The organism is Citrobacter sp. LUTT5 (assembly GCF_009905315.1).
In the GTDB taxonomy this organism is placed as follows: Bacteria; Pseudomonadota; Gammaproteobacteria; order Enterobacterales; family Enterobacteriaceae; genus Citrobacter; species Citrobacter freundii.
In genome coordinates, this window is the sequence record NZ_CP047606.1 from 2,596,025 (window position 1) to 2,608,211 (window position 12,187).

At 51.7% G+C, this 12,187-nt stretch carries 9 protein-coding genes; 6 read left to right on the forward strand and 3 right to left on the reverse strand.

The features are described 5' to 3' along the window. The first annotated feature begins 60 nt into the window (after positions 1–60). The 3 genes from GUC46_RS12405 (at position 61) to tus (ending at position 3,097) form a co-directional block, all read left to right on the forward strand. Complete coding sequence (locus GUC46_RS12405) at positions 61–579, forward strand: membrane protein (RefSeq protein ID WP_003028960.1); 519 nt, start codon at positions 61–63, stop codon at positions 577–579. 213 nt (positions 580–792) lie between these two features. Further along, positions 793–2,094, forward strand: a complete 1,302-nt coding sequence (gene rstB, locus GUC46_RS12410; RefSeq protein WP_048241640.1) for a two-component system sensor histidine kinase RstB — start codon at positions 793–795, stop codon at positions 2,092–2,094. 73 nt (positions 2,095–2,167) lie between these two features. Next, entirely contained in the window at positions 2,168–3,097 is a 930-nt protein-coding gene (gene tus / locus GUC46_RS12415; RefSeq protein WP_044699878.1) for a DNA replication terminus site-binding protein, read from the forward strand. On the opposite strand, the gene fumC is transcribed toward tus, so the two are convergent. Next, positions 3,094–4,497, reverse strand: a complete 1,404-nt coding sequence (fumC, locus tag GUC46_RS12420; protein ID WP_057101511.1) for a class II fumarate hydratase — start codon at positions 4,495–4,497, stop codon at positions 3,094–3,096. The genes tus and fumC overlap by 4 nt on opposite strands. Before the next feature lie 142 nt (positions 4,498–4,639). Further along, the gene (fumB, locus tag GUC46_RS12425) at positions 4,640–6,286 is read right to left on the reverse strand and encodes a class I fumarate hydratase (RefSeq protein WP_003028969.1); all 1,647 of its coding nucleotides are present in this window, start codon (positions 6,284–6,286) and stop codon (positions 4,640–4,642) included. A 262-nt stretch (positions 6,287–6,548) separates the two neighbouring features. On the opposite strand from fumB, the gene manA reads away from it, so the two are divergent. Both manA and GUC46_RS12435 read left to right on the forward strand, forming a co-directional pair. Then, entirely contained in the window at positions 6,549–7,724 is a 1,176-nt protein-coding gene (manA, locus tag GUC46_RS12430) for a mannose-6-phosphate isomerase (protein WP_160180233.1), read from the forward strand. Between the two features lie 106 nt (positions 7,725–7,830). Further along, on the forward strand, positions 7,831–9,339 hold the full coding sequence (locus tag GUC46_RS12435) for a YdgA family protein (RefSeq protein ID WP_160180236.1): 1,509 nt from the start codon (positions 7,831–7,833) through the stop codon (positions 9,337–9,339). A gap of 47 nt (positions 9,340–9,386) precedes the next feature. Here the strand turns inward: GUC46_RS12435 and GUC46_RS12440 are convergent, their stop codons facing one another. Then, complete coding sequence (locus GUC46_RS12440) at positions 9,387–10,415, reverse strand: Mal regulon transcriptional regulator MalI (protein ID WP_003843556.1); 1,029 nt, start codon at positions 10,413–10,415, stop codon at positions 9,387–9,389. Between the two features lie 169 nt (positions 10,416–10,584). Between GUC46_RS12440 and malX the strand changes: the two genes are divergently transcribed. Further along, positions 10,585–12,177 (forward strand): maltose/glucose-specific PTS transporter subunit IIBC, encoded by a 1,593-nt coding sequence (gene malX / locus GUC46_RS12445; RefSeq protein ID WP_003843555.1) that lies wholly within the window; start codon positions 10,585–10,587, stop codon positions 12,175–12,177. The last annotated feature ends 10 nt before the right edge of the window (positions 12,178–12,187 follow it).

A 12,187-nucleotide genomic window follows, 5' to 3' on the forward strand; every position in this document is an offset into this window, starting at 1 on the left:
ATTCAGAACAAATGGTAATTTATTAAATCCAAATGGAGAAATTGTTCTGGAGTCGCAGGGATGAGAAAATACTCATATCCATATTTGTTTTTTGTCACCGTATTATCTCTCGGCGCAATTTTTCTTTTTTACTGGTGGAAGGTAACGATATACAGAGCAACTTTTCTCTATCCGCTCACATCAAAATACCTCATGCTTATTTCTCTGGCAGTGTCATTTTTAATCACCCTATTTCTGGTAGGTAATGGGATAATGAAAAAAAGTCCCTTCCAAACTTATCTGAAATTATTTGGTAGCATCAGCATTGCCATGGTGCTGTTTTCAGTGATCACAATTATGGCGATAACCTGGTTCATTCCAGGTGTCCCCTCGTCCTATACCGCTCCATACACCTACTCTACAGGAAGTTCTAAAAGCTGTTCGGGGGCTGATGTTGACGATCCGGATCTCGGGACTAATATCAGAATTTGCTATCCCGAAGGTAACTACGAATATAACAACACAATCTATGTTGAGAAACGAAGTAACCTTTTAGGTGCGGTCGTAACATACGCCAGAACAACACCATCCCGATTTTGATTAACTTACCGCGTACAAAGCGAAAGGTCATTTCGCCCCCGTAGGGGCCATAAGAATGCAGAAAAGAGTTATACAGTGTACTCTGCCTGGATAAACACGCCAGATGGTGGTCAGATAACCTTTCTGCTCCCACGCATCGGCGGATATTGCTGTGCCCCTTTTCCCCTGAGGGACACGAGAACTCGCTAACTTATTGAGCGTTCGGTGATTTTTATGAAGAAACTGTTTGTGCAGTTTTACCTCCTGCTGTTTGTCTGCTTTTTGGTGATGACCCTGTTGGTCGGCCTGGTATACAAATTCACCGCAGAACGCGCAGGCAGACAGTCGCTCGACGATTTGATGAAAAGCTCGTTGTACCTGATGCGCAGTGAACTACGCGAAATCCCGCCACGCGATTGGGGTAAGACGCTGAAGGAGATGGACTTAAACCTCTCATTTGACCTGCGTGTTGAACCGCTGAATAAGTACACACTAGATGCCCCAACCATGCAGCGTTTGCGCGAAGGCGATATTGTGGCACTTGACGATCAATACACCTTTATTCAACGCATTCCTCGCAGCCATTATGTGCTGGCCGTCGGCCCGGTTCCTTACCTCTATTTTCTTCATCAAATGCGCCTGCTGGATATCGCGCTGATGGCGTTTATTGCTATTTCACTGGCCTTCCCGGTACTGATCTGGATGCGTCCACACTGGCAAGAAATGCTAAGACTCGAATCCGCCGCACAACGTTTTGGTGAAGGACATCTGAGTGAACGCCTTCATTTTGACAACGGTTCCAGCTTTGAGCGCCTGGGCGTAGCGTTTAACCAAATGGCCGACAATATCAATGCGCTGATCGCCAGTAAAAAACAGCTCATCGATGGTATTGCCCATGAGCTTCGTACTCCGCTGGTACGTTTACGTTACCGGCTGGAAATGAGTGATAACCTCACCGGGCAGGAATCTCAGGCGCTTAATCGTGATATCGGCCAACTGGAAGCGTTGATCGAAGAGTTACTGACCTACGCCCGCCTGGATCGCCCGCAAAATGAACTGAAGCTCAGCGTACCTGACCTGCCTGTTTGGTTGACAACCCATCTGGAGGATGTGCAAAGCGTGAATCCTGGCCGTGCGGTGCACTTACGTCATCTCGAAACTGGCGACTACGGCGCGTTGGATATGCGCCTGATGGAGCGGGTCCTGGATAATTTGCTGAACAATGCCCTGCGCTATTGCCAGTCTACAGTGCAAGCCAGTCTGCTGCTGAACGGCAATCAAGCCACGCTGGTAGTGGAAGACGACGGTCCCGGTATTGCACCAGACGCTCGTGAACAGGTTTTTGAACCGTTTGTACGCCTTGACCCCAGCCGTGACCGGGCAACCGGGGGTTGTGGGCTTGGGTTAGCCATCGTCCACTCAATTGCTTTGGCTATGGGGGGGACGGTCGTCTGTGATGAAAGTGAACTTGGCGGCGCCCGGTTTACTTTCCGTTGGCCCGTCTGGCATAACATTCCCGAAATCTCAGCTGCCTGACCTTTTCTGCTCGGTGGTCAGGCGGCGGAGGTTGTGCTATAAAAAAGTATGTTGTAACTAAAATGGTAAACCTATGGCCCGTTACGATCTTGTTGACCGCCTGAACGGCACCTTTCGCCAGATGGAACAAGAACTGGCACTTTTGAACGAAAACCTGTTGCAGCAGACGCTGCTGATTGCGCGCGTATTCTCGTTACCGGAAGTGGTTAAAGAGGCAGAGCATGCCCCTCTGCAGAGCATTAATGTTAAGCAGCATTTAGGCAAAGAGGCTGAAGCGCTGGCACTGCTCCATTACCGTCACCTGTTTATTCAGCAGCAGTCCGAAAACCGCAGCAGCAAAGCAGCCGTCCGCCTACCGGGTGTATTGTGCTATCAGGTTGATAACGCGGCGCAATGTACTCTGGAAGAACAAATCCAGCGTATAAACCAGTTGAAAACCACCTTCGAGCGCATTGTTACAGTGGAATCAGGGCTGGCGCCGGCAGCACGTTTCGAATGGGTGCATCGTCATCTGCCAGGGCTGATTACTCTGAATGCCTATCGCACGCTAACCGTAGTCCGCGATCCGGCCACCCTACGATTTGGCTGGGCTAATAAGCACATCATTAAAAACCTGAAACGCGATGAAGTACTGCAGCAACTGGAAAAAAGCCTGACGTCACCGCGCAGCGTACATCCCTGGACACGTGAAGAATGGCAGGCGAAGCTTGAACGCGAATATCAGGATATCGCTGCCTTACCACAGCAGGCCCGCCTGAAGATCAAAAGACCGGTAAAAGTGCAGCCTATTGCCCGCGTCTGGTACAAAGGAGAGCAAAAACAGGTGCAATATGCCTGCCCGACGCCGCTGATTGCTTTGCTTAATAACGACAACGGTATGACCGTACCGGATATCGGTGAGTTACTGAATTACGATGCCGAAAACGTTCAGCATCGTTTTAAACCTCAGGCGCAGCCGTTGAGATTGATTATTCCCCGGCTGCACCTGTACGTTGCGGATTAACTGCCTGGCCGCATGCTGCCAACCATCAGCTCCGGGCGTACCCAGTTGTCGAACTCCGCTTCGGTTAGATATCCCAGCGCCAGAGCAGAGGCTTTTAAGGTCAACCCTTCTTTATGGGCTTTTTTGGCAATTTCAGCCGCTTTATCGTAACCGATATGGGTATTGAGCGCGGTCACCAGCATTAGCGACTCGTTGAGCAGTTGATCGATTCGCTCACGATTAGGCTCAATCCCCGTCGCGCAATGTTCATTGAAGCTTTCCATACCGTCCGCCAGCAGGCGTACCGACTGCAGGAAGTTGTGGATGACCATCGGTCGATAGACGTTGAGCTCAAAGTTACCTGACGCCCCGCCCATGTTGATGGCGACATCGTTGCCCATCACCTGGCAGCAAAGCATAGTCAGCGCTTCACACTGGGTTGGATTGACCTTGCCTGGCATGATTGAGCTGCCCGGTTCGTTTTCCGGAATTGAAATTTCCCCAATACCACACCGTGGACCGGATGCCAGCCAGCGTACATCGTTGGCGATTTTCATCAGCGACGCTGCCAGTCCTTTTAGCGCTCCGTGGGCATGAACCAGGGCATCGCAGGTGGCGAGTGCTTCAAATTTATTCGGAGCGGTAACGAACGGCGCACAGGTAATGACCCGCAGTTCATCAGCAACCCGGCGGGCGTATTCGGGATGAGTGTTCAGTCCGGTACCTACCGCGGTTCCCCCCAACGCCAGCTCTGCCACGTGCGGTAAGCTGTTTTCAATGTGTCTGAGGTTATGTTCTAGCATTGCTACCCAGCCGGAAATCTCCTGGCCAAGCGTAAGTGGAGTTGCATCTTGCAGATGTGTACGACCAATTTTAACGATATCGGCGAAAGCGTGGGACTTATCACTGAGCGTTTTGGTCAATACATTTAATTGAGGGATCAGTGATTTACGCAGCGCCAGCAGTGCGGCAACGTGCATTGCAGTCGGGAAGACATCGTTCGAGCTTTGGCTTTTATTGACATCATCGTTGGGATGTACTTTTCGCTCCATCCCCCGCACGCCGCCCAGCAACTCGCTGGCCCGGTTTGCCAACACCTCGTTCATGTTCATATTGCTTTGCGTGCCGGACCCAGTTTGCCAGATGGCTAGCGGGAACTCATCGCGGTGTTTATCTGCCAACACCTCATCTGCAGCCTGCATAATAGCCCTGGCTTTATCCTCCGCCAGCAGCCCAAGATCCTGGTTAACCTTTGCCGCGGCGCGTTTAGTCAGCGCCAGCGCATGGATCAACGAGACCGGCATTTTCTCCGTAGAGATACGAAAATGCTCCAGTGAACGTTGGGTTTGCGCGCCCCAAAGCTTATCGGCAGGAACATCAATCGCCCCCATTGAATCATTCTCGCGGCGTACCGTTACCATTACCTGCTCCTTACATTAACAGTTGATTAGGTTATGTTTCGACATTGCCCACTTGCGTTGGTCTTATGAGTATTAACGAGGATAAAACTGTCGTTTGGTGGTTCGTGCGGTAAAAAAAAACCGCCCCGAAGGGCGGTTGACGTTACTTAACGCAGCGTGCGCACTGCGACGTCTGAATTTGCTGGAAGAAATCATTGCCTTTGTCATCCACCAGGATAAACGCCGGGAAATCTTCCACTTCAATTTTCCAGATGGCTTCCATCCCGAGTTCCGGGTATTCCACGCACTCCAGACTCTTGATACTGCCCTGGGCCAGCACCGCGGCAGGGCCGCCAATACTGCCTAAATAGAAGCCGCCATGTTTATGGCAAGCATCGGTCACCTGCTGGCTACGGTTGCCTTTCGCCAGCATAATCATGCTCCCACCAGCGGCCTGAAGCTGGTCAACATACGAGTCCATACGCCCGGCCGTGGTTGGGCCAAGCGAACCAGAGGCGTAGCCTTCCGGCGTTTTTGCCGGACCGGCGTAATAGATCGGGTGATCTTTAACATACTGCGGCAAACTTTCACCGTTATCCAGACGTTCTTTCAGTTTCGCATGCGCAATATCACGGCCAACAATAATTGTACCGTTGAGTGACAAACGCGTAGAGACCGGATACTGCGACAGCTGGGCCAGGATCTCTTTCATCGGACGATTGAGATCAACGCGCACCGCTTCGCCCTCTCCCGCCTGACGCAACTCTTCTGGAATGTACTTACCTGGATTATGTTCCAGTTTTTCGATCCAGATACCTTCACGGTTGATCTTGGCTTTGATATTTCGATCGGCTGAGCAAGAGACGCCCATACCAACCGGACACGACGCGCCGTGACGCGGCAGGCGGATTACGCGGATATCATGCGCGAAGTACTTCCCGCCAAACTGCGCGCCCAGCCCCAAATTCTGCGCTTCAATCAGCAGCTCTTTTTCCAGCTCCACATCACGGAATGCCTGCCCATGCTCGTTACCTTCGGTCGGCAGCTCATCGTAGTATTTAGCCGAAGCCAGTTTCACCGTTTTCAGCGTAGCTTCCGCTGACGTTCCGCCGATCACAAACGCAATGTGATACGGCGGACAAGCCGCAGTACCCAGCGTACGCATCTTTTCAACCAGGTAATTTTTTAATTTGCCCGGCGTGAGCAGCGCTTTGGTTTCCTGGTACAGATAGGTTTTGTTCGCCGAACCGCCACCTTTGGCAATACACAGGAATTTGTATTCATCGCCGTCGACGGTATACAAATCAATCTGTGCTGGCAGGTTGGTGCCGGTGTTCACCTCTTTATACATATCCAGCGCTGCGTTTTGTGAATAGCGCAGGTTGTCTTCGATGTAGGTGTTATAGACGCCTCGAGCCAGCGCCTCCTCATCGCCACCACCGGTCCAGACACGCTGACCTTTTTTACCCACGATAATCGCGGTTCCGGTGTCCTGACAGGTCGGCAAAATGCCTTTTGCCGCGATGTCAGAGTTACGCAGAAATTGCAGGGCCACATACTTGTCGTTTTCGCTGGCCTCCGGGTCGCGCAGAATATCGGCTACCTGCTGTTGATGTGCGGGACGCAGCATAAACGACGCATCATGAAAGGCCTGACGAGCCAGCAGGGTTAAAGCTTGTGGCGCGACTTTAACAATCTCCTGCCCTTCAAATTCGGCAACAGAGACATAGTCGCTGGTCAGCAGATAGTATTCGGTATCATCCTTTTTGAGGGGGAAAGGATGCTGATAATGAAAGGGTTTGTTTGACATTGTGCTCTCACTTACTGCTCGGTCTGGTTATTCTCTGGGCAGATGTTCCGTTGCCCTGCTTCCCTGCCGCAGATCCGGTTGTAGAAGGAAGGGCTGTCTGCAACCGGAATCACTCAGGGTATTAAAAGCGAGTCTCCATATCCTACACATTTTTTTAACAAAAACTGAGACAAGTACGACTTTTTACATGTGCAGGTTACTTCCCTCAGGGTTTCTTGGTTTAATAGCCGTAGAAAATTCCACATTGAAACAGGGCTTGATAATGCAAAAACTCATCAACTCAGTGCAAAACTACGCCTGGGGAAGTAAAACGGCGTTAACGGAACTCTATGGCATTGCCAACCCCTCTCAGCAACCGATGGCTGAGCTGTGGATGGGTGCGCATCCGAAAAGCAGTTCGCAGGTTCTGGGCGCTGACGGCCAGACGGTTGCTCTGCGCGACGTTATCGAGCACGATAAATCCGCACTGCTGGGCGATGCCGTTGCGCAGCGTTTTGGTGAGCTGCCCTTCCTGTTTAAAGTGCTCTGCGCTGCACAACCGCTTTCGATTCAGGTTCATCCTAACAAGCACAACTCTGAAATTGGATTTGCCAAAGAAAACGCCGCAGGGATCCCGATGGATGCGGCTGAGCGCAACTACAAAGATCCTAACCACAAACCGGAACTGGTTTTTGCTTTGACGCCTTTCCTGGCGATGAACGCATTCCGCGAGTTCTCTGACATTGTTGCATTGTTACACCCCGTCTCCGCCGCACATCCGGCTATTGCGCATTTCCTGGAAGAGCCGAGTGCAGAACGTCTGAGCTATCTTTTCGCCAGCTTGCTGAATATGCAGGATGAGGAGAAATCCCAAGCGTTGGCGATCCTGAAATCAGCGCTGAACAGCCAGCAGGGTGAACCCTGGCAAACCATCCGTCTGATCGCCGACGTCTACCCGAACGACAGTGGGCTCTTCTCCCCGCTGCTGCTCAATGTGGTGAAACTCAATCCCGGCGAAGCTATGTTCTTATTTGCCGAAACCCCGCACGCTTACCTGCAAGGTGTGGCGCTTGAGGTGATGGCTAACTCGGACAACGTGCTGCGTGCCGGACTGACGCCAAAATATATTGATATCCCGGAACTGGTCGCCAACGTACAGTTTGTCGCCAAGCCAGCAAACCAGTTACTGACCACGCCGGTTAAGTCTGATGGCGAACTGGACTTCCCGATCCCGGTTGACGATTTTGCGTTCTCCCTGCATGAGCTTACTACCAGTGGCGCAGATATCAGCCAGCAAAGTGCGGCCATTTTGTTCTGCATAGAAGGTGAAGCTGTACTGAGCAAAGGCGAGCAACGTCTGGTTCTGCGACCGGGTGAATCGGCCTTTATTGGCGCGAATGAATCTCCGGTTAACATCAGTGGCGAAGGTCGTTTAGCCCGGGTTTATAACAAGCTTTAGCAAGATACTGATATTTTTAACAACTCTTGCTAAGCTGTAGTAAGTTAAAGACATGTCACTCCTCCAGGCGTCTTCAAACGCCTGGTTTTATTTTATGGATATCAAAATGAAAAAATCGCTGGTAGCTGCGGGTGTGGTGGTTGCGCTGGGTATCGTCTGGACGGGCGGCGCCTGGTACACAGGAAAGAAACTCGAAACGCATCTCGCCGAGATGGTGACGCAGGCAAACGATCAGTTAAAACGTTTCTCCCCTGAGGCGGGTATTGAACTGAGTTATCAAAACTACCAGCGCGGGGTGTTCAATAGCCAACTGCAATTGGTGGTGAAACCAATAGCCGGGCAGGCAGATTCCTGGCTGAAACCGGGGCAAAGTATTGTCCTGGATGAAACGGTGGATCACGGTCCCTTCCCACTGGCCCAACTGAAGTCACTGAATCTGGTTCCGGCTATGGCCTCCGTGAAAACGACGCTGGTGAATAACGACGTTACCAAACCGCTGTTTGATATTGCCAAGGGTGAGTCGCCATTTGTCATTAACTCCCGTATCAGCTACAGCGGCGATACCCGTTCCGATCTTTCCCTTAAACCACTGAACTACGAGAAAGGCGACGAAAAAGTAGCCTTCAGCGGCGGGGAATTCCAGTTTACAGCAGATAAAGAAGGTAACGCTGTCTCGCTGACAGGCAATGCGCAAAGCGGCGTGGTCAATGCGGTCAACGAGTATGACCAGAAAGTACAAATGACTTTCAATAATCTGAAGACTGAGGGTTCCAGCAGTATTGCCAGCTTTGGTGAGCGCATCGGCGACCAGAAATTGTCACTCGAAAAACTGTCGATCTCAGTCGAGGGTAAAGAGTTGGCGGTTCTGGAAGGCATGGGTATCGATGGCAAATCAGATCTGGTTAACGACGGTAAAACTGTCAACAGTCAGCTGGATTACACGCTGAACAGCCTTAAATTACAGGGCCAGGATATGGGTAGCGGTAAGCTGACGCTGAAAGTTGCCCAGATTGACGGTGAAGCCCTGCATCAGTTCAGTCAGCAGTATAGCGCCCAAACCAAGGCGCTGATGGCGCAGATCGATGTGGTACAAAATCCTGAGCTTTATCAGCAAAAAGTCACCGAAGCTTTCTTCAATGCGCTGCCGATACTGATGAAAGGCGAGCCGGTTATCACCATTGCCCCGCTGAGCTGGAAAAATGCGAAAGGTGAAACCGCATTTAATCTGTCACTGCTGCTAAAAGATCCGACAGCAAATACTGAGGAACCACAAACGCTGGCTCAGGAAGTGGATCGTTCGGTCAAATCACTGGATGCCAAGCTGACGATTCCGGTCGATATGGCGACTGAGTTCATGACGCAGATCGCCAAAATTGAAGGCTATCAGCAGGAGCAAGCGGCCGATCTTGCGAAGCAACAGGTGAATGGCCTGGCAGCAATGGGTCAGATGTTCCGTATTACAACGATGCAGGACAACGTCATCGGCTCCAGCCTGCAATACGCAAACGGACAGGTTTCGTTAAACGGACAAAAAATGCCGCTGGATGAGTTTGTTGGCATGTTCGGTGTGCCTTCTCTCGGCGAACCGGATGCCCCGGCTATCCCGCAACAGTAAATACGCGTGACAACAGGCCCGATAACCATGTGTTTTTCGGGCCTTTTTTATTTGGCCACCACCAGACGGGCGGAAAGCGTCAGGTTACGCGAATGACCATCATCGTGCCCAATGCGCTGCAGCATGCGCTCAGCAAGGGTATATCCCATTTCACGCGCAGGCGTGCAGGCCCAAATAATGGGGATATCGTCCAGTGCATTTTCCGCTACATCGGCAAATCCCGCTAAGGAGATCTGCTGTTCGAAATAGCGATCTACGCCAATTTCACCACTCTGACGCCCCGCTCTCATCAGGCCAAACCAGGCGCCAACGGCAATGGTTTCGTTGTAGCACACCACTGCGCTGATCGTTGGGTTACGACGTAACAGCGCGGTTACCTCCTCTGCGGCCTGCTTCTGGCTGGATGAACACTCCAGCACCCAGTCGCTATGAAACGGTAAACCATACTTTAGCAACGTCGTACAATAGCCGCCGACACGCTCTGCGCGAGTCAATGAGGAACTCTGCCCCCCCAACCACGCTATTCGCTGATGCCCGTGGCGGATAAGATGTTCAACCAGCAATTGCGAAGCCTGCATGTTGTCAGGTCTGACGGTGTCGACATCATCCAGGTAGCTTGCCCGAGAAGCAAACACCACCGGTATCCCCTTATCGGCGGCCAGTTGTTGTAGGTCGTCGCTACTGCCGGCAGCCCCGGCGATCACCACACCATCAACCCCTTGATTTAGCAACATAGCGAAACGCTGCGCGAGCTGTTCGCCATCTTTGCCACCATGTAATAAAAAGACCATGCGCCCCTGCGTTTCTAATGCTTCCGTCAGACCCGCTGTCAACTCGGCGTAAAACGGCGTAGAAAGATCGCGCACAATCAAACCAATTACCCCGCTCTGCCCGCCACGCAGCGCCGATGCCTGGCGATTACGCACAAACCCGAGTTGCTCAATAGCGGCATTCACGCGTTCGCCTGTCGCGGATGAAATACGACCTTTTCCACTAAGCACCAATGAGACAGTACTGACCGAAACGCCCGCGGCCAGCGCAACATCATGGATGGTTATTTTTTTGGCTATAGCCATAAAAACGGAAAACTCCCTGATAACGTGACGGATAAAACGTTTTATCAATCACTTCTATTTATACGCCCTATTATCGTTCGATAATGTGATTTATACCGCACTAAAATTAGGTAAAACGTTTTATCTTCTCGCCATCATTAGTCAGCTAGCTTTTACGAGGAGTCGTTTGATGACGACGAGAACTACACCAAAAATAACGTTATGGGAATTTTTCCAGCAGTTGGGCAAAACCTTTATGCTCCCCGTAGCGCTACTCTCATTTTGCGGGATCATGTTGGGGATCGGCAGCTCGTTAAGCAGCCATGATGTCTTAACACTGATCCCGGCATTGGGTAATCCGGTACTGCAGGCCATCTTTACCTGGATGAGCAAAGTAGGCTCATTTGCGTTTAGTTTCTTACCGGTGATGTTCTGTATTGCCATACCTCTCGGCCTTGCTCGCGAGAACAAAGGCGTAGCGGCATTTGCCGGTTTTGTTGGTTATGCGGTCATGAACCTTGCCGTCAACTTCTGGTTAACCGCGAAAGGTATCTTACCAACCACGGATGCCGCGATCCTGAAAGCCAACAACGTGCAGAATATCCTGGGGATCCAGTCGATCGACACTGGGATCCTCGGTGCTGTTATTGCCGGGATCATCGTCTGGATGCTGCATGAACGTTTCCACAACATTCGTCTGCCGGATGCGCTGGCTTTCTTCGGCGGCACCCGCTTTGTGCCTATCATCTCCTCGGTGGTGATGGGGCTGGTCGGGCTGGTAATTCCCCTGATCTGGCCGGTTTTCGCTATGGGCATTACCGGGCTCGGCCACATCATCAACAGCGCGGGAGAATTTGGCCCAATGCTGTTTGGTACCGGTGAACGTCTGCTGCTGCCGTTTGGTCTGCATCATATTCTGGTGGCGCTCATTCGCTTCACCGAGGCTGGCGGCACGCAAGAAGTCTGCGGTCACAGCGTGAGCGGCGCACTGACTATTTTCCAGGCCCAACTGAGCTGCCCGACAACACAAGGTTTCTCTGAAAGCGCAACCCGCTTCCTGTCGCAGGGCAAAATGCCTGCGTTCCTTGGTGGTTTACCGGGGGCAGCGCTCGCTATGTACCACTGTGCTCGCCCTGAAAATCGTCATAAAATTAAAGGGTTATTAATTTCCGGTCTTATTGCCTGTGTGATCGGCGGTACCACCGAGCCCCTTGAGTTCTTATTCCTGTTCGTTGCCCCAGTTCTGTATGTGATCCACGCCCTGCTGACCGGTCTTGGCTTCACAGTGATGGCAGTGCTTGGCGTCACCATCGGTAACACCGACGGTAACCTGATTGACTTCGTGGTGTTCGGCATCCTGCATGGACTCTCTACCAAGTGGTATCTGGTCCCTGTTGTGGCGGCGATCTGGTTCGCGGTGTACTACGTCATCTTCCGTTTCGCCATCACACGCTTCAATTTGAAGACACCAGGTCGGGACGTCGAAATTGCCAGCAATATCGAAAAAGTAATGGCTGGAGCGCCGGGTAAATCCGGTTACAACGTCCCTGCCATTCTGGCGGCGCTTGGCGGTGCGGAAAACATCGTCAGCCTGGATAACTGCATTACCCGTCTGCGTTTGTCAGTGAAGGATATGTCTCTTGTGAATGTACAGGCACTGAAGGACAATCGCGCCATTGGCGTAGTGCAACTCAATCAGCATAATCTTCAGGTCGTTATTGGCCCACAGGTCCAGTCAGTGAAAGACGAGATCGCAGTTCTGATGAACACCGTACAAGCTTAAGGACAATGAT

Excerpts from the sequence above, each read along its gene's own strand:
- GUC46_RS12405 (WP_003028960.1), top strand. The coding sequence starts at position 61 with ATGAGAAAATACTCATATCCATATTTGTTTTTTGTCACCGTATTATCT.
- rstB (WP_048241640.1), top strand. The coding sequence starts at position 793 with ATGAAGAAACTGTTTGTGCAGTTTTACCTCCTGCTGTTTGTCTGCTTT.
- tus (WP_044699878.1), top strand. The coding sequence starts at position 2,168 with ATGGCCCGTTACGATCTTGTTGACCGCCTGAACGGCACCTTTCGCCAG.
- fumC (WP_057101511.1), bottom strand. The coding sequence starts at position 4,497 with ATGGTAACGGTACGCCGCGAGAATGATTCAATGGGGGCGATTGATGTT.
- fumB (WP_003028969.1), bottom strand. The coding sequence starts at position 6,286 with ATGTCAAACAAACCCTTTCATTATCAGCATCCTTTCCCCCTCAAAAAG.
- manA (WP_160180233.1), top strand. The coding sequence starts at position 6,549 with ATGCAAAAACTCATCAACTCAGTGCAAAACTACGCCTGGGGAAGTAAA.
- GUC46_RS12435 (WP_160180236.1), top strand. The coding sequence starts at position 7,831 with ATGAAAAAATCGCTGGTAGCTGCGGGTGTGGTGGTTGCGCTGGGTATC.
- GUC46_RS12440 (WP_003843556.1), bottom strand. The coding sequence starts at position 10,415 with ATGGCTATAGCCAAAAAAATAACCATCCATGATGTTGCGCTGGCCGCG.
- malX (WP_003843555.1), top strand. The coding sequence starts at position 10,585 with ATGACGACGAGAACTACACCAAAAATAACGTTATGGGAATTTTTCCAG.